Below are 16654 nucleotides of genomic sequence, written 5' to 3' on the forward strand. Positions count from 1 at the left end.
GCGCCGTCGAGGAAGATCGACTTGAACTCCCTCGACGGCTAACGCATTGCCTTACAAGCTCGCGAGCGGCACCGTCACCTCGGTCCCCGCCGGGTCGAGCCGCAACTCAGTACCCGGCGCCGGCCGCAACGTCGCCTCGTAGTCGCTCGACAGCACCACCAACCCGAGCCGGTGCCCCGCCGCGATGGTGTAGTCGCGCGGCATGAAGCTCAGCTTCAGCTCATAGGGCAGGCCCGCCAGCACCGGCAGCGAATGCCGGATCGACAGCGGATTGCGCGGATCGGCCCAGGCGCGCGTGACGATGGTGGCGGTGCCGTCCGGCGCGCGGTCGACCAGCAACGCGGTGACGTTCGCGGCAGCCGAGAACGTCAGTCGCACATGCGCCGTCGCGGTGCCCGACAAGCGGCTCGCGGTGGTGAACGGCGCGGTCTCGAAGCGGCCACGATGCGCGCCGTCAGGCGCGTTCGCCAGCGTCAGCGCATCGATGCGCGCGTCGTCGCGGAACGTCAGCAGCGGGCCGCCCGTCGGGAAACGCAGCAGCGCACCATCGCGCGAGCCGTCGCCGCCGGCGAAGTAGGTGACCGGGCGCGCCTGCCGTGACGGCCACTGCGTTTCCTTCAGCAGCGTGCCGTCGGCCTGCTCGACCACCGAACCGGCATCGCGCTCCACGCCGTTGTCGACGCCGAGCAGGTAGCGCGTGAACCAGCGGTTCACGGCCACCGGCCACGCATCGGTCAGCGCCGGACGGCTGCGCGGATCGATGTGCTTGGCGCGGTGCAGCCACAGTTGCGCGGGCACGCCCTGGCGGCGCATCGCCAGGTACCAGGAGGTCGACTGGTCGACCCGCACGTTGTCGTCCGCGAGCCCCTGCGCGACCAGCGCCGGCGCCACCGCGCGCAGCGGCGAGATCTCGCGCGCGGCCCAGAACGCCGAATAGTCACCGGTGGCGCGATCCTCGTCGCGCAGCGCCTCGTCGACCAGGTGCGTGCAGCGTTCCGGATGCGCATTGGTCAGCAGCGCCTTGATGTAGACGTCGACATCCTCGCCCTGGTAGCCCTCGGGTGCGCGCACCAGGCCGCCCGCGCGGTAGTAGCCGTACATGTCGGTCAGGCCGGCGATCGGCACGATCGCGTCGAGTCCGCGCGTGCGCAGGCTCGCGACCATCTTCGGCAGGGTGCCGTCGTACGACACGCCATACATGCCGACATGGCCCGTCGACCAGTTCGCGACCACCGGCTTGCCGGCCGCGTCGCGTGCCGTTGCCTCGCGGCCGAGCCAGCGGATCACCTGGGCCATCGCCACCGATTCGTCGTGGGTGAGGATGGTCGGGCAGCCGTCGGAGCCGGCGGTGCCCAGCGAATCGGCATAGACGATGCTGAAGCCGCGCTGCACGAAGTAGCCCTCGATCCACGAGCGCGCGGCCGCGGCCACCTCGGCCTGCTGGCGTAGCAGCGACACCGGCCGCGCTGCCATCACGCGCGCGCCGCTGCCGGCGTCGGCAGCCCGCGAAGCGGTGGCGGCGGCAGGGCTGGGCGAGCCGTCCAGCTCGACGTCGACATCGTGGTTCGGGCTGTCGGCCAGGTCGTTGTAGTAGGGACTGGCCAGCACGATCACCGGCGTTACCGCGCCGTCGTCGGTCTCGGCCGGGCGCACCACGCGCACGTGGATGCGGTCCTTCTGGCCGTCGCCGTCGGAATCGATGGGAGTGTCGACCCAGGCCTCGCTGGTGCGCGTCGCGCCCGACAGCGAGGGCTGGACCTGGCCGTCCTTGACGAGCGGCGGATATTTGCCGCGCGAGGCATCGGCATAGGGCACGCCCGAAGGCGAACGATGCGCGCGCGAGGCCGCATCGGCCGAGGCTTGCTCGGCGGAGGAAGCGGAGGAGGAAAACACGGAAGCGCCGGGGCTGCCGCCGTCGTCGCCGCCGCACGCGCCGAGCGCGAACACGGCCGCGATCGCGGCGAGCCACGCCTTGGCGGCGGGCAGGGAGGAGTGGGTCATGCTTGTCTCGCTGTAGTTGTGTCGGGAGTCGTCAAGCGCAACGAGCGGCGGGCGTTGCCGCGCCGCCGCCCGCTCGCGCCGGATGGACCAGGCCATCCGGCGCGCGTGGTGCCTGCCGTTACTGACGTGCCGCGTTGACGGCCGCGCCGGCGTCGAGCAGGCCCGCGCCGCAGGTGCTGGTCGAGCAGCCCGAGCCGCTCGGGAACGGCCGTGCCGAGGCTTGCAGCTTCTGCAGGATCTGGCTGGGCGTGAGCGAGCCGTTGGCTGCCAGCATTAGCGCCACGGTGCCGGCCACGTGCGGCGTGGCCATGCTGGTGCCGTTGTAGGAGGCATAGCTGTCGGCGGCCGGCGATTTCGTGCCGCTGTTCAGCGTGGACAGGATGTTCACGCCGGGAGCGGCGATCTTCACCAGCGAGCCGGTGTTGGTGAAGCTGGCGCGCCGGCCGTTGATGTCGGTGGCGGCCACCGCGATCACGTTCTGGCAGTTCGCCGGTTGCGAGCTCGACACCGGGGAGGCCTCGTTGCCGGCCGCCACCACCACCGTTGCGCCCTTCGCCACTACCGCGTTGATCGCGTTCTGGTAGGTGCGGCTGCAACTACCGCCGCCGCCGAGGCTGAAGTTCAGCACGCTGGCCGGGTTCGGGTTGGCCGGAGCGCCCGGCACCGAGAGACCGGCGGCCCAGCGCATCCCGTCCGCGATGTCGGACAGCGTGCCGCCGCACTTGCCGAGCACGCGCACCGGCAGGATCTTGCCCTTCCACGAGATGCCGGCCACGCCGGTGCCGTTGTTCGACACCGCGCCGATCGTGCCGGCCACGTGGGTGCCGTGCCAGGAACTGTTACTGGCGAAGGTGTTGCCGAACTGGTCGAGCTGGCAGCGGTAGAACGGACCGTTCGGATCGTCGACTTCCTGCTGCGTGACCCAGTCGCCCGGATCGGCTGCGTTGTTGTCGCGACCGTTGCCGTCGTTGGCGCTGTCGGGATCGCTGATGAAGTCGTAGCCCGGCAGGATGTTCGCGGCGAGGTCCGCATGCGGGCGGTAGCCGGTATCCACCACCGCCACCACCACCTTGTCCGAGCCCGTGGTGATGTCCCAGGCCTTCGGCAGGTTCGCGCCGCCCACGCCGCTGGCATAACCCCATTGCTCGGAATAACGCGTGTCGTTCGGCACCAGGAAGGCGTGCATGCGCGCATCGGGTTCGGCGTAGTCGACCGCGCCGTCGGCGGCGAAGTCCCTGGCCAGCGAGGCCGCGTCGGCCGCCGAGATGTTGCGGCCCAGGCGCAGCACGGTGGCGCCGTCGGCCATCTCGCGCTTCACGTGCAGCCCGGCGGCCGGATCGCCCGCATTGCCGGGCGCCGAGGCAGCCGCGGCACCGAACGAGCGCGTGGTGACGCGTTGCCCACGCGCGGCCAGCACGCGATCGATCACGCCCTGGATGCCGGGCTGCGCGCTCGACGAGGCGATCGAGGCGGTGGCGCGCGCGGACGGCGAGGCCGCCGGCTTCAGCTTGACGATCAGCTGGTTGACGCTTTCGCCGCCGCTGCCGGCGTTCGGCACGCTGGGCGCCTGCGTCTCGGCGTGGGCGAGCGTGGCGCCGGCGGCGAGCACCAGGGCGATTGCGGAAGAAATAGAAGTAGTGCGAACTAATTGCTTCATGCCAGTACCCCCAGAAGGAGAGAACGGATTGCGTTGTTGGAGTGTTACCGTTGCGAAACTGCGGGTTTGCATCCCGGCACGAAGGCGGGCGCGACGCCCTGGCCAGGGGCGGCACCTGCTGCCGAACAAGAGCACGGACTACTGGCGCGGCTGCTGCGGGAAGCGCGCTGTCGAGCCGGCCGGGCCGCAGGGCGCGGGCCGGCCGTGTGCCTCTCTCAGGTTCTTTTGTTGTGGTTCGGATACCGCCACGAGCTTGCGCGGCAAACGCTGGGCGTTGTCGCGCAAGCTCGAGAATTCATTTAGTACGACTGAAATGGACGGCGAGGAAGCGATGCCGTATTCGGTGCTGCGCGGCGCGCTTGCCGGGTGGCGGCGCATCGAGCCCGTCGAAATAGAGGAAGCTTTCCTCGGGCTTTCGCAAAATTATCTCGCCGTATGGCGGCTGTCAAATAAATTTAATCGAAATCTAAAAAAGTTAGATAAGTGCCGGATGTGAGGGGGCAGCCGCGCGCGGCGCGAGGCGCGCGCACAAAATGACGAAGGCCGCGTGCCTTGTTGGGCACGCGGCCTTCGCCGTTCGATCCGGCGCGGGACGAGCCTCAGGAATAGGCCTTGGCGCTCACCGCCTCGCGTGGGCGCGAATCGCGGATGAACACACCCGACAGCAGCGCACCGGCCAGCGCGATGCCGCCCGCGAGCAGGAAGGCGCTCGCGTAGGAACCGCTGCGCTGCACCAGCAGGCCCGTGACGGCCGGCCCGATCACGCCGGACAGGCTGCCGATGCAGTGCATGCAGCCGCTCACGCTGCCGACCCTGGCGGGATGCACGACATCCTGCACCACCGCCCAGTAGAGCGCGCCCGTCACGTAGAGCAGGAACAGCGCGACCGACATCAGCGCCACCGCGTTGGCGGCGGTATGCACGGTGCCGGCCACCGCCACGCAGATGCCGGTGGCGAGCAGCGAGACCACCAGCACGATCTTGCGCGACAGCATCAGCTTGCCGGTCCAGCGGAAGATCGCGTCGGAGATCGCGCCGCCGGCGGCGAGCCCCACCGTGCCCACCAGCCAGGGCACCACGGTGGCCAGGCTCATCTCGCGGATGTTGAGATGATGCGCGTCCACCAGGTAGCTGGGGAACCAGCTCAGGAAGAAGAACAGCACGTAGTTGTAGCTGAAGAAGGCGAACGCGGCGGCCAGGATCAGCGGCTGGCGCAACCAATGCGAGAGCGGCAGGTTCGCGCTGGCCGGATCGATCGGCGCGACGGCGCCGCCGCCATGCGCGCTTGCCCGGCCGCCGGCGGTGGCTTCGTCGTCGAGCGAGCGGACCAGGCGGCTGCTCGCCGGCGTGTCGGCCGTCATGGCGACCCAGGCCACCACCCACACCAGCCCGATCGCGCAGATGATCCAGAACGCCAGGCGCCAGCCGAAGTTCAACGCGAGCAGGCCCACCACCGGCCCCGCGATCGCGCCGCCGAGCGGCGAGCCCGCGCTGAGCAGGCCCATCGCGGTGGCGGCACGCCGATGCGGCATCCAGTTGTTGACCATCTTGTTGGCGGCGGCGCACAGCGGCCCTTCGGCCATGCCGAACAGCACGCGCACCACCAGCAGGCTGGCGAAGCCGACCGTCTCCGCGGTCAGCCCGCAGAACAGCGACCAGAAGCCGACCGCCAGCACATAGACGAGCTTCGGCCCGAGCCGGTCGCTCGCCAGCCCGCCGACGAAGTTGAACAGCGCGTAACCGACGAAGAAGCTGCTGAACACGATGCCCATCTGCGCGGCGTCGATGCCGAGATCCTTCTGGATCAGCGGCGCCGTCAGCGACAGCGCGATGCGGTCGAGATAGTTGATGCCGTAGACGAGGAACAGCAGGAATACCGTGATCCAGCCCATCGTGCGTTGCTTCATGCTCTGTCTCCTGTTCTGCCGGTTTTGTCGGTGTCGCGAGGCGGCGGGCGGCGGTGCTAGCGTTCGGCGGATGTCGCCAGCAAGGCTTCGGTGCCGCGCTCGCGCAAGCCGGCGAGATGCCGCGCGAGCCGCGCGACGAAATCCGCCGGCCAAGGCGCGGCGCCGAACACGCCTTGATGGCCGAGCGCGGCCTGGGCGGCGTCGAGCGGCGTGTCGGCGGCGCGTAGCCAGCCCGTCAGCGCCGCCGCGCCGGGGTCGCTGATCGCGAGCGTTTCGCCCGTCTCGCCGCGTGCCGTGGCGAGGTAGTGCAGCCAGGCCGCCAGCGCGCGTTCGAGATGCGGCCGCTCGATGCCGGCCGCCAGGCTCTCGCGCAGCGCCGGCAGCCAGCGCACCGGCACCTTCTGCGTGCCGTCCATGGCGATCTGGCGGGTCTGGTGGGCGAGCGTCGGATTGCGAAAACGCGCCAGCAGTTCGTCGCAATAAGCCTGCACGTCGAAGCCGCGCGGCACCGTCACGGTGGCCAGCAGGTCCTCGCGCATCAGCGCCTGCACGAAGGTGCCGATGGCCGGATCGGCCATCGCCTCGGCCACCGTCGCCCGCCCGCGCAACTGGCCGAGATAGGCGATGGCCGAATGCGAGCCGTTGAGCAGACGCAGCTTCATCGCCTCGTAGGGCCGCACGTCGCCGGTGAGCAGCGCGCCGGCTTCCTCCCAGGCGGGTCGCGGGCCGCTGAAGCGATCCTCGATCACCCATTGCGTGAAGTGCTCGCAGGCGATCGCCGCCTCGTCGCGCAGGCCCAGCCGCGCTTCGGCGGCGGCCAGCGAGGCCGGCGTGGCGGCCGGCACGATACGGTCGACCATGGTGTTCGGGAAGGCGATCGTGTCGCCGATGCGACTCGCGAGCGAGGCATCGAAGCCGCGCGCGTACTGCATCAGCAGCTTGCGCAGCCTGTCGCCGTTGCCGGCCATGTTGTCGCAACAGACCACGCTCAGCGGCGCATCGGCGGCGCGCCGGCGAATGCCGGCGGCCAGCACGCCGAGCGTGGTGCGGGGCGTGTCGGGCGCGAGCAGGTCGTGGCGGATGTCGGCATCGTCGAGATCGAGATCGCCGCTGGCCGGCGCGATGCTGTAGCCCTTCTCGGTCACGGTCAGGCTGACGATCGACACGCGCGGATCGGCGATCGCGTCGAGCACGGCCGGCAACGCGCTAGGCGCGTGCAGCGCACCGACCAGCGCGCCGGCCACGCGGCTGCGCGTGGTTTCGCCGTCGCTCTCGGTGACGGAGTAGAGCAGGTCCTGCTGGCGGATCAGCTCGGCCATGCGCCGCTCGCGCAGATGCACGCCGACGATTCCCCAGCGCAGGTCGCCCGCCTCGAGCAGCGCCTCGGTATAGAGCGCCTGATGCGCGCGGTGGAAGGCACCCAGCCCGAGATGGACGATGCCCGGCTGCAGGCGGTCGCGTGCGTAAGCGGGTCGCCGCGTATCGGCGGGGAGCGCGCCCAGGGATGCCTGGCTCAGCAGTGTCGCCATCGTGTGCTCTTTGTACCATGGTAGAGTTCGCGTCGAACGAAGCTTAATCGGCACTTGTTGGGGATTTTATCGGTGTAAACGCTAGACGATCCCGAAAACACCTCAGTGCTACCATGGTACGAACAATGGCACCGTCACCGAACATGACCCAGATGGCTCCCGATCCACAGGAAGACAGCACGCTCGCCGCGCTGCGCGGCTTCAAGGCGAATGCCGACTTGCCCTATCGCCCGCAGGTGCACCGTTTCCTGCGCGACGCGATCGTGCGCGGCGCGCTGCCGCCGCATACCAGCCTGTCCGAGGCGGCCATCTCCGAGGCGCTCGAAGTGAGCCGCACGCCGGTGCGCGAGGCGCTGGCCCAGCTCGCCGACGAGCATCTCGTCAATATCTATCGCAAGGTCGGCACCATCGTCGCGCCGATCTCGGTCTCGCAGCTCGAGGAAGGGCGCTTCGCGCGCAGCACGCTCGAATGCGCGAACCACGTCCAGCTCGCGCAGACCATCACGCCCGGGCAGCTCACCGAATTCGGCGCGATCGTCGAGGCGCAGCGCGAAGCTGTCGCCGCCGGCGAGGTCGAGCGCTTCTTCGAACTCGACGAGCTGATGCACCGGCGCCTGTTCGAATTCGCGGGCCGCGCGCATGTCTGGGAGATGCTGCAGCCGATGAAGCGCCAGTTCGACCGGGTTCGCTGGCTGCTGCTCGACCGCGTCGCCGATCACGCGCTGCGCGCCCTGCACGAACACGAGCTGATCCTCGCGCAGATGGCCTCGCGCAACGTCGCCCAGCTCGGCGCGACGGTGGCCAGCCATATCGACCGGGTCGGCTCGCACCTGCCCGCGGTGCGCGAGCGCGCCCCCGACTATTTCACCGGCTGAGCGGCAGCGGGCCGCCGGCCGTCCCGCGCATGGAGACGACGATTGAAGATTGAACGCTTGCAGACCATCGTGACCTGCCCCGGCAGGAATTTCGTGACGGTGAAGATCGTCACGGACGAGGGCGTGCACGGCCTGGGCGACGCCACGCTCAACGGCCGCGAGCAGGCCGTGGTCGCGTATCTGGAAGAGCATGTGTTTCCCTGCCTGGTCGGGCGCGATCCGCGCCGTATCGAGGACATCTGGCAATACCTCTATCGCGGCGCCTACTGGCGGCGCGGGCCCGTCACCATGACGGCGATCGCCGCGATCGACATGGCGCTGTGGGACATCCTGGGCAAGCTGGCGGGCATGCCCGTGTACCAGTTGCTGGGCGGCAAGAGCCGCGATGGGTTGATGGTGTATGGCCACGCGAACGGGCGCGATCACGAGGAAGCGGTCGACGCGGTGCGCAGGCACATCGAGGAAGGCTACCTGGCGATCCGCGTGCAATCGGGCGTGCCGGGGCTCGACAAGGTGTATGGGGTAGGCAAGACAGCCGGCGAATACGAGCCGGCGCAGAAGGGCCTGCCGCCCGAGGAGCCCTGGGATACGGCGCTCTATCTGCGCCACACGCCGGAGCTGTTCCGCAAGGTGCGCGAGGCGGTCGGTTTCGAGCCGCATCTGCTGCACGACGCGCATCACCGGCTCACGCCGATCGAGGCGGCGCGGCTCGGCCGCGATCTCGAGCCCTATCGGATGTTCTGGCTGGAGGATGCCACGCCGGCCGAGAACCAGGAAAGCTTCCGCCTGATCCGCAGCCACACCACCACGCCGCTGGCGGTGGGCGAGGTGTTCAACTCGATCTGGGATTGCAAGGACCTGATTCGCGAGCAGTTGATCGACTACATCCGCGCGACCATCGTGCACGCGGGCGGCATCACGCATGCGCGGCGCATCGCCGATTACGCGGCGATGTACCAGGTGCGCACCGGCTTCCACGGTGCTACCGATCTCTCGCCGGTCTGCATGGCGGCCGCCGTCAACTTCGGGCTGTGGGCGCCGAACTTCGGCATCCAGGAGCTGATGCCGCACAACGCGCTGACCAACGAGGTGTTCCCGCATCGCTACCGCTTCGAGAACGGCTTCCTGGTGATGGACGACGCGCCGGGGCTGGGCGTCGAGATCGACGAGACGCTGGCCGCGAAGTATCCCTATGAACGGGCCTACCTGCCGGTGGCGCGCCTGCGCGACGGCGCGATGTGGAACTGGTGAGCGCGGCGCGCTGCCGTGCCCGATGGCAAGAACCGAGAGAATCGAGAGGAGTGACGAGATGCTGAGCGTCGTGGTCGACCGTCCCAACAGCCTGAACCTGCGCGAGATGCCGCTGCCCGAACCGGCCGCCGGCGAGGTGCGCGTGCGCGTGCGCTACGCGGGCATCTGCGGGTCGGACCTGCATATCTATCGCGGACACAATCCCTTCGTGTCCTATCCGCGCGTCATCGGCCACGAGTTCGTGGGCCGCGTCGAGTCGTTGGGCACGGGCGTCGATGCCGCGCGCATCGGCGAGCTGGTGGCGGTCGATCCGGTGATCAGTTGCGGGCAATGCCATGCCTGCCGGATCGGGCGACAGAACGTCTGCAGCAAGCTGGTGGTACTTGGCGTGCATCGCGACGGCGGCTTCAGCGAGTATGTCTGCGCGCCGGCGCGCAACGCCTACCGGATTCCCGAGGGCATCGCCGACAGTTGCGCCGCGATCGTCGAGCCCTTCGCGGTGGCCGCCAACGTAACGGCGCGCACCGGCGTGCTGCCCGAGGATGTCGCGCTGATCTACGGCGCCGGCACGGTCGGGCTGACCATCCTGCAGGTGCTCAAGCGCGTGCATGGAATTCGCGCCTTCATCACCGACCGCCTGGACGAGCGGCTCGCGCTGGCGCGCCTCAACGGCGCGGCCGACGACGAGACCATCAACACCGGCCGCGAGGCGGACCTGGCCGAGGCGCTGGCGCGGCGCGGAGTGGCGGGCGGCCCGACCCTGATCTTCGATGCGGCCGGCCATCCCGCGATCCTCGAGGAAGCCGTGCGGCTCGCCGCGCCGGCGGCGCGCATCGGCCTGCTCGGCTTCTCGTCGACGCCCTCGGCGATCGCACAACAGGAACTGACCAAGAAGGAACTGACGCTGTGCGCGTCGCGGCTCAATTGCGCGATGTTCCCGACCGTGATCGACTGGCTCGAACGCGGGCTGGTGACGCCGGCGTCGATCGTCACGCACAAGGTGGATTTTCGCGAGGTGGGCAGCGCGTTCGAGCTGGCGGAAGGGAATCCGAAGGAGGCTTGCAAGGTGCTGCTGGATTTCGGGGGGTGAGTGAAGGGGCGATTTACCCGTCTGAACGATATGGCCTGGCGGTGGATTGCGGTTTTTCTCGTGACCTGTTTTTGATTCGCGGAGTGATCAGTGGCGACCACTCGTTGGATAGCGGATCACCAACGAATATTCTGATTCGGCGCGAGAGGCTGGCCGATATGTCGACCGGTATCTTCGGCGTGGTCCATGCCTCGAAGGTATCTCGCCATGGCGGTGGCAACGGATAGCGATGGGCCTCCAGATTTTCAAGTCGTTTGTGTGTGTCGGGAGTGACTTGAGAGGTCAGCCCACGAGGGTGGTTGTCGTGATGGCAGAACCAGGGCTGGATCAGATCGTATCCTCGGCTGTCGCCTGCATGGAAGTATCGAAAAATCCAGTAGGCGATGATGTCCGCCATTTGGATGAGTCTCGATGCCTTCGAGTCGAGGAACAGCGGGATTTCGGCGAAATTTCTGAGTCGGCCGCTACGATGCCCTACGCGTGTGAACAGACGCGACAGATCCTGCAGTTGCTGTTCGTCGTGACTCTTGTCAAATATGACAAGCCCTCGCTGGGGATCTCTTTGGCTCTGATACAGGGAGTGAAGGTAGCTATCGAAGGCGATTGCAATATTCTCAAAGCTTTGTCGGACGATAGCTTTCGGATCCGTCGTCGATTTTTGTATGACCGAAGCAAACACCTTCAGCTTCAGTTGATGATCGGAAAGAAGAGCAAGCACATCGGCAACGACTTGCGCACGTTCCTTGGGATCCATGCCTTTCCACGCTTCTCGTCCTCCGTACATCACGCTACCGTGAAACTCGATGTCTTCAGGATTCGCAGGGTGTACACGCTGGGCGATGCGATTAAGCTGGCTTTCCAGCCAATAGGTCTGGCGCTCGAAAATGCTGAAGCCTGCCAAGACAAAAAAGTCGGAGCTCGGATCACACGGATGTCCCGATTCGTCGAGGTAAAGCAGATGCATTTTCGCCCGTGAATTGAAAACGGACCGCGTTGCGGTCCGTCTGAATCAGGGAAGCCGGGTGGAGCAAGTGTCCAGCGCACCGATGTCTCAGCACTCCCGACTACGGAATCGATCTTAAGTGATGGGAGCCGTACCGCGCAAGCCGAGATCTTGCGACAAATCGACCATCAAACCTCGCGCGACATCCAGGGCGTTTCCCTCACCGCCCCTCATTCTCCGATCAAATGTACGACCACGTCGCGCTGGTGCGCGGCGCGGCGATGCTCGAACAGGTAGATCCCCTGCCAGGTGCCGAGCACCATGCGGCCCTGCTCGACCGGGATCGACAACTGCACCTGGGTGAGCGCCGTGCGCAGGTGCGCGGGCATGTCGTCGAGGCCTTCGTCGTCGTGCTCGTAGCGCGAGGCGTCCTCGGGCGCGATCTCCTCGAAGTAGCGCTCCAGGTCGCGCCGCACCGACGGATCGGCATTCTCCTGGATCAGCAGCGAAGCCGAGGTGTGGCGGCAGAACAGCGTGAGCAGGCCGTTGCGGATCGGCTGCTGCTCGACGAAGGCGCGCACCTGCCGCGTGAATTCGACCAGGCCGCGCCCGCGCGTGGCCACGCCGATATGCTGGATCGCCTGTTTCATGCTCATGATCTCCGCCGCCGTGTTCAGCCGAGCGCGGCGAAGCCTTCGGCCTCGATCTGCGCGGTGCTGGTCGGGCGCACCACGCGCGCGACTTCCACGCCGTCGCGCAGGAATACCAGGGTGGGCCACAGCTTGACGCGGAACGAGCGGCCGAGCGGGCGGCCGGGGCCGTCCTCGATCTTCAGGTGACGGATCCCGTCATGGGCCGCGAAGGCTTCGCGGATCGACGGCTGCGCGCCGGCGCAGATCCCGCACCAGTTGGTGCCGAATTCGATCACGGTGGCGCCGGTCAGCGCATCGACGGCTTCGCGCGTGGGCGCGTCGGGCGTATAGGCTTGGGGAGAATTCATCGCGGCTCCGGGGGCAGGGCAGGCATCGGGAAGGATCGGGCAGTGTGCCCGATCGATGTCCTACTCTAGCGGAAAAGCGCGGAGCTTGCGGAGCAGCGAAATCGCCTGCCGACGCGCGGCGGCGGGGCTCAGTCGCCCTTGCGCGGCGGGGCGCAGGAAGCCCGCACCATCAACTCGGCCGACTAGCCGATGCTGGCCACCTCCGCCTGCCCGTCGAGCTGGGCCAGGATCAGGCGCGCGGCCTGCTTGCCGATCTCGGCGCTCGGCACGCGCACGGTGGTGATCGGGATCGGCAGCTCGGCACGTCGATGCCGATCGCCATCGCCTCCAGCATCGCGCCCATCGCAAACGAGCCGTTGCCGCCGCCGCTTTGCTTTTTGGTGGGGGTGGATTCGAATAAAGTTATTGGATAAAAACGGAGCCAATGCGCTTGAGTCAATACAGGTAAGGAATAAAGCGGTAAACGAGATTCGAAAATGCGGATTGATGTCAATCCACGCTGATTGACGCCCGCGCCTCCATCCGATTACATACGCCCATCCGCGCCGCGGCCCGCCATCGGCCGCGCGCTCCTTACCGGAAACGCGTATGGCCCGAATCATTGGCGGCATCGCCGCCTCCCACACTCCGACGATCGGTTTCGCCTTCGACAAGAACAAGCGCGACGATCCCGTCTGGGCGCCGATCTTCGAGAACTTCGCGCCGCTTTCGGCCTGGATCGAGGAGAAGCGGCCCGACGTGCTGCTGATGATCTACAACGATCACGCCACCTCGTTCTTCTTCGATCATTACTCGGCGTTCGCGCTCGGCGTCGGCCCGCGATGGGAAGTGGCCGACGAGGGCGGCGGCGCGCGTGCCCTGCCGCCGATCGAGGGGCACCCGGCGCTGGCCGCGCATATCGGCCGTTCGCTGATGGCCGACGAGTTCGACATGTCGTTCTTCCAGAACAAGCCGCTCGACCATGGCTGCTTCTCGCCGCTGTCGATGCTGTGCCCGAACCAGCCGAGCTGGCCGGTGCAGCTGGTGCCGCTGCAGATGGGCGTGCTGCAGTTGCCGATGCCGAGCGCGCGGCGCTTCTACAAGCTCGGGCAGGCGCTGCGCCGCGCCGTCGAGAGCTACCCGGAAGACCTGCGGGTGGCGATCGTGGCGACCGGCGGGCTGTCTCACCAGGTTCACGGCGAGCGCGCCGGCTTCAACAACACCGCCTGGGACCAGCGCTTCCTCGACCTGTTCGAGCACGATCCCGAACAACTGGCGAACATGACGCTGGCCGACTACGCGCGGCTGGGCGGCTACGAAGGCGCCGAGGTGGTGATGTGGCTGACCATGCGCGGCGCGCTGCCGGCCCAGGTGCAGTGCCGCCAGCGCGGCTACTACCTGCCCTCGATGGCCGGCATCGCCACGGCGATCTACGAAGGCGCCGAGGACGAGCCGGATGCGGTGCAGGCCGCGCGCCATCGCGCCCGCATGGCGGCCGAGCTGGACGGCATCGAGCAGTTGGAGGGCACCTATCCGTTCTCGGTCGAGACGGCGGTACGCGCCTGGCGCATCAACGACTTCCTGCACCGCATGATCGAGCCCGCGCATCGCGAGGCCTTCCTGGCCGATCCCGAGCGCAGCTTCGAGGCCGCCGGCCTCAGCGACGAGGAGCGCGACCTGGTCCGGCGGCGCGACTGGCGCGGCCTGCTCCATTACGGCGTGATCTTCTTCATGCTGGAGAAGCTCGGCGCGGTAAGCGGCATCTCGAACCTGCATATCTACGCGGCCATGCGCGGCGAGACGCTCGACGCGTTCCAGCGCACCCGCAACGCGCCGGGCGCGCTGTACTCGGTGGCCGGCAAGGGCGCCGGCGCGCTGGCCTGGGACCGGCAGGCCGGCGACGCGCAAGCGGACGCGCAGCAGGACAGGACGAGCCGCGGCGACAACTGAATGCTTGATCGCCGCGGTCCGGCATGACGTCGTGCCGGATCGCGGCGAAACCCGAACCATCCATCAGGATTGCAAATGATCATCGATATCCACGGGCATTACACCACCGCGCCGAAGGCGCTCGAAACCTGGCGCAACCGCCAGGTGGCCGCGTTCAACGAGGGCGGCGCGATGCCGGCCGTCTCGGAGCTGCGGATCAGCGACGACGAGCTGCGCGAGTCGATCGAGACCAACCAGCTCAAGAAGATGCGCGAGCGCGGCATCGATCTGACGATCTTCAGCCCGCGCGCCAGCTTCATGGCGCATCACATCGGCGATCTCGCGGTGTCCAGCACCTGGGCCGCGATCTGCAACGAGCTCTGTTATCGCGTCAGCCAGTTGTTCCCCGAGAACTTCGTGCCGGCCGCGATGCTGCCGCAAAGCCCCGGCGTCGACGTCTCGACCTGCGTGGACGAGCTGGTGAAGTGCGTCGAGCAATACGGCAACGTGGCGATCAACCTCAACCCGGATCCCTCGGGCGGCCACTGGACCAGCCCGCCGCTGTCCGATCGCTACTGGTACCCGATCTACGAGAAGATGGTCGAGTACGACATCCCGGCGATGATCCACGTCAGCACCAGTTGCAACGCCTGCTTCCATACCACCGGCGCGCACTACCTGAACGCCGATACCACGGCCTTCATGCAGTGCCTGACCTCGGACCTGTTCCGCGATTTCCCGACGCTGAAGTTCGTGATTCCGCACGGCGGCGGCGCGGTGCCCTATCACTGGGGCCGTTTCCGCGGGCTCGCACAGGAGCTGAAGAAGCCGCTGCTCGGCGAGCACCTGCTCAACAACGTGTTCTTCGACACCTGCGTCTATCACCAGCCCGGCATCGACCTGTTGACCAACGTGATCCCGGTGGCCAACATCCTGTTCGCCAGCGAGATGATCGGCGCGGTGCGCGGCATCGATCCGGAAACGGGCCATGCCTTCGACGATACCAAGCGCTATATCGAGGCGGCGGCGATCAGCGCCGAGGACCGCTACAACATCTACGAAGGCAACGCGCGGCGCGTCTATGCGCGGCTCGGCGCGGCACTCGAGCAAAAGGGGCTCTGATCATGTACGAACTCGGCGTGGTATATCGCAACATCGAACGCGCGGATGCGAGCGTCGCGGAACGGCTCGGCGAACTCGGCACGGCCACCGTGCACGAGGCCATGGGGCGCGTCGGCCTGTTCAATCCGGTGATGCGGCCGGTCTATCCGCATGCGCGCGCGTCCGGCACCGCCGTGACGGTGCTGCTGCATCCCGGCGACAACTGGATGATGCACGTGGTGGCCGAGCAGATCCGCCCGGGCGACATCGTGATCGCGGCCGTGACGGCCGAATGCACCGACGGTTATTTCGGCGACCTGCTGGCCACCAGCTTCTGCGCGCGCGGCGCCACCGGCCTGGTGATCGATGCCGGCGTGCGCGACGTGGCGACGCTCGAGGAAATGGGCTTCCCGGTCTGGAGCAAGGCGATCTCGGCGAAGGGCACCATCAAGGCCACGCTCGGCTCGGTCAACGTGCCGGTGGTTTGCGCGGGCGCCTATGTGACGCCGGGCGACGTGGTGGTGGCCGATGCCGACGGCGTGGTCTGCGTGCCGCGCGCGATCGCCGCCGAGGTGCTCGACAAGGCGCTGGCGCGCGAGGCCAACGAGGCCGCCAAGCGCGAGAAACTCGCCTCGGGCGTGCTCGGCCTCGACATGTACGCGATGCGCGAACCGCTCGCCAAGGCCGGGCTGCGTTATGTCGACTGAGGATGGGCTGGGCCTGATCTCGTCGATGGCGACGCGGCAGTTGCTGGCGCGGCTGGCCGAGGACTACCGGGCCGCGACGGGGCAGGCCGTGACGATCGAGTCGGTGGGCGGCGTCGACGCGGCGCGGCGCGTGGCCGACGGCGAAGCCTTCGATCTGGTGGTGCTGGCCGACGCGGCGCTGGCGAAGCTGGCCGCGGGCGGCCATCTCGACGGCGCCGGCCGCGTGGCGATCGCGCGTTCGGAAGTGGCGGTGGCGGTGCGCGAGGATGCACCGCATCCGGCCATCGACAGCGGCGCGGCCGTGCGCGAGGCGGTGCTGCGGGCGCGCTCGATCGGCTATTCGACCGGGCCGAGCGGCACGCACCTGGAGGCGTTGTTCGCGCAATGGGGCATCGCCGAGACGATCGCCTCGCGCATCGTGCGCGCCCGGCCGGGCGTGCCGGTGGCTGCGCTGATCGCGGCGGGCGAGGTCGAGCTGGGTTTCCAGCAGCGCAGCGAACTGCTCGACCAGCCCGGCATCGCGATCGTCGGGGCGCTGCCCGACGAGGTGCAGGCCGTGACCGTGTTCGCCGGTGCTGTCGGCAGCCTTTGCACGCGGCGCGAGGCCGCCGCGGCCTTCCTGGCCTTCCTCGCCTCGCCCCAAGCCGCGGCCGCCAAGCTCGCCTGCGGGATGTCGCCGGCCTGA

At 68.0% G+C, this 16654-nt stretch carries 15 protein-coding genes; 8 read left to right on the top strand and 7 right to left on the bottom strand.

Annotated elements, in window-relative coordinates:
- Positions 1 to 51: 51 nt before the first annotated feature.
- A complete protein-coding gene (locus F3J18_RS00380; protein WP_166910645.1) occupies positions 52 to 2001 on the bottom strand; it encodes a Xaa-Pro dipeptidyl-peptidase in 1950 nt (649 codons plus the stop codon).
- 118 nt (positions 2002 to 2119) lie between these two features.
- The gene (locus F3J18_RS00385; protein ID WP_025097417.1) at positions 2120 to 3658 is read right to left on the bottom strand and encodes a S8 family peptidase; all 1539 of its coding nucleotides are present in this window, start codon (positions 3656 to 3658) and stop codon (positions 2120 to 2122) included.
- Positions 3659 to 3911: 253 nt separating this feature from the next.
- Here F3J18_RS00385 and F3J18_RS00390 point away from each other — a divergent pair, with 253 nt between their 5' ends.
- On the top strand, positions 3912 to 4154 hold the full coding sequence (locus tag F3J18_RS00390; RefSeq protein WP_166910647.1) for a hypothetical protein: 243 nt from the start codon (positions 3912 to 3914) through the stop codon (positions 4152 to 4154).
- Positions 4155 to 4257: 103 nt separating this feature from the next.
- On the opposite strand, the gene F3J18_RS00395 is transcribed toward F3J18_RS00390, so the two are convergent.
- Both F3J18_RS00395 and F3J18_RS00400 read right to left on the bottom strand, forming a co-directional pair.
- On the bottom strand, positions 4258 to 5565 hold the full coding sequence (locus F3J18_RS00395) for an MFS transporter (RefSeq protein ID WP_166910649.1): 1308 nt from the start codon (positions 5563 to 5565) through the stop codon (positions 4258 to 4260).
- A gap of 56 nt (positions 5566 to 5621) precedes the next feature.
- Positions 5622 to 7094, bottom strand: a complete 1473-nt coding sequence (locus F3J18_RS00400; protein WP_166910651.1) for a mannitol dehydrogenase family protein — start codon at positions 7092 to 7094, stop codon at positions 5622 to 5624.
- Between the two features lie 143 nt (positions 7095 to 7237).
- Between F3J18_RS00400 and F3J18_RS00405 the strand changes: the two genes are divergently transcribed.
- From F3J18_RS00405 to F3J18_RS00415, 3 genes are read left to right on the top strand one after another with little or no spacing between them, the layout of a single operon-like run.
- Positions 7238 to 7969, top strand: a complete 732-nt coding sequence (locus F3J18_RS00405; RefSeq protein ID WP_025097420.1) for a GntR family transcriptional regulator — start codon at positions 7238 to 7240, stop codon at positions 7967 to 7969.
- Between the two features lie 42 nt (positions 7970 to 8011).
- Positions 8012 to 9220 (top strand): D-mannonate dehydratase ManD, encoded by a 1209-nt coding sequence (gene manD / locus F3J18_RS00410; RefSeq protein ID WP_025097421.1) that lies wholly within the window; start codon positions 8012 to 8014, stop codon positions 9218 to 9220.
- Positions 9221 to 9278: 58 nt separating this feature from the next.
- Entirely contained in the window at positions 9279 to 10310 is a 1032-nt protein-coding gene (locus F3J18_RS00415; protein ID WP_166910653.1) for a Zn-dependent oxidoreductase, read from the top strand.
- Between the two features lie 13 nt (positions 10311 to 10323).
- Here the strand turns inward: F3J18_RS00415 and F3J18_RS00420 are convergent, their stop codons facing one another.
- From F3J18_RS00420 to F3J18_RS00430, 3 genes are all read right to left on the bottom strand, one after another.
- Positions 10324 to 11274 (bottom strand): DUF3800 domain-containing protein, encoded by a 951-nt coding sequence (locus tag F3J18_RS00420; protein WP_166910655.1) that lies wholly within the window; start codon positions 11272 to 11274, stop codon positions 10324 to 10326.
- Between the two features lie 209 nt (positions 11275 to 11483).
- On the bottom strand, positions 11484 to 11903 hold the full coding sequence (locus F3J18_RS00425; protein WP_025097424.1) for a secondary thiamine-phosphate synthase enzyme YjbQ: 420 nt from the start codon (positions 11901 to 11903) through the stop codon (positions 11484 to 11486).
- Between the two features lie 23 nt (positions 11904 to 11926).
- Positions 11927 to 12253, bottom strand: coding sequence for a thioredoxin family protein (locus tag F3J18_RS00430; RefSeq protein WP_013688977.1), 327 nt, complete (start codon positions 12251 to 12253; stop codon positions 11927 to 11929).
- A gap of 588 nt (positions 12254 to 12841) precedes the next feature.
- Between F3J18_RS00430 and F3J18_RS00440 the strand changes: the two genes are divergently transcribed.
- From F3J18_RS00440 to F3J18_RS00455, 4 genes are all read left to right on the top strand, one after another.
- A complete protein-coding gene (locus F3J18_RS00440; RefSeq protein ID WP_166910657.1) occupies positions 12842 to 14182 on the top strand; it encodes a gallate dioxygenase in 1341 nt (446 codons plus the stop codon).
- A gap of 75 nt (positions 14183 to 14257) precedes the next feature.
- Positions 14258 to 15283 carry an amidohydrolase family protein gene (locus tag F3J18_RS00445; RefSeq protein ID WP_025097426.1) on the top strand — a complete coding sequence of 342 codons (1026 nt, stop codon included), beginning with the start codon at positions 14258 to 14260 and terminating at the stop codon, positions 15281 to 15283.
- A gap of 2 nt (positions 15284 to 15285) precedes the next feature.
- The gene (gene ligK, locus F3J18_RS00450) at positions 15286 to 15969 is read left to right on the top strand and encodes a 4-carboxy-4-hydroxy-2-oxoadipate aldolase/oxaloacetate decarboxylase (protein WP_025097427.1); all 684 of its coding nucleotides are present in this window, start codon (positions 15286 to 15288) and stop codon (positions 15967 to 15969) included.
- A complete protein-coding gene (locus F3J18_RS00455; protein ID WP_166910659.1) occupies positions 15959 to 16654 on the top strand; it encodes a substrate-binding domain-containing protein in 696 nt (231 codons plus the stop codon). The genes ligK and F3J18_RS00455 overlap by 11 nt, the downstream gene beginning before the upstream one ends.

It is taken from the genome of Burkholderia sp. Ax-1720, from assembly GCF_011753035.1.
Taxonomy (GTDB): Bacteria; Pseudomonadota; Gammaproteobacteria; order Burkholderiales; family Burkholderiaceae; genus Burkholderia; species Burkholderia gladioli.

What these genes read in the sequence shown, in the direction of transcription:
- F3J18_RS00380 (WP_166910645.1), bottom strand. Translation starts at nt 2,001, where the DNA reads ATGACCCACTCCTCCCTGCCCGCCGCCAAGGCGTGGCTCGCCGCGATC.
- F3J18_RS00385 (WP_025097417.1), bottom strand. Translation starts at nt 3,658, where the DNA reads ATGAAGCAATTAGTTCGCACTACTTCTATTTCTTCCGCAATCGCCCTG.
- F3J18_RS00395 (WP_166910649.1), bottom strand. Translation starts at nt 5,565, where the DNA reads ATGAAGCAACGCACGATGGGCTGGATCACGGTATTCCTGCTGTTCCTC.
- F3J18_RS00400 (WP_166910651.1), bottom strand. Translation starts at nt 7,094, where the DNA reads ATGGCGACACTGCTGAGCCAGGCATCCCTGGGCGCGCTCCCCGCCGAT.
- F3J18_RS00405 (WP_025097420.1), top strand. Translation starts at nt 7,238, where the DNA reads ATGACCCAGATGGCTCCCGATCCACAGGAAGACAGCACGCTCGCCGCG.
- F3J18_RS00415 (WP_166910653.1), top strand. Translation starts at nt 9,279, where the DNA reads ATGCTGAGCGTCGTGGTCGACCGTCCCAACAGCCTGAACCTGCGCGAG.
- F3J18_RS00420 (WP_166910655.1), bottom strand. Translation starts at nt 11,274, where the DNA reads ATGCATCTGCTTTACCTCGACGAATCGGGACATCCGTGTGATCCGAGC.
- F3J18_RS00425 (WP_025097424.1), bottom strand. Translation starts at nt 11,903, where the DNA reads ATGAAACAGGCGATCCAGCATATCGGCGTGGCCACGCGCGGGCGCGGC.
- F3J18_RS00430 (WP_013688977.1), bottom strand. Translation starts at nt 12,253, where the DNA reads ATGAATTCTCCCCAAGCCTATACGCCCGACGCGCCCACGCGCGAAGCC.
- F3J18_RS00440 (WP_166910657.1), top strand. Translation starts at nt 12,842, where the DNA reads ATGGCCCGAATCATTGGCGGCATCGCCGCCTCCCACACTCCGACGATC.
- F3J18_RS00445 (WP_025097426.1), top strand. Translation starts at nt 14,258, where the DNA reads ATGATCATCGATATCCACGGGCATTACACCACCGCGCCGAAGGCGCTC.
- ligK (WP_025097427.1), top strand. Translation starts at nt 15,286, where the DNA reads ATGTACGAACTCGGCGTGGTATATCGCAACATCGAACGCGCGGATGCG.
- F3J18_RS00455 (WP_166910659.1), top strand. Translation starts at nt 15,959, where the DNA reads ATGTCGACTGAGGATGGGCTGGGCCTGATCTCGTCGATGGCGACGCGG.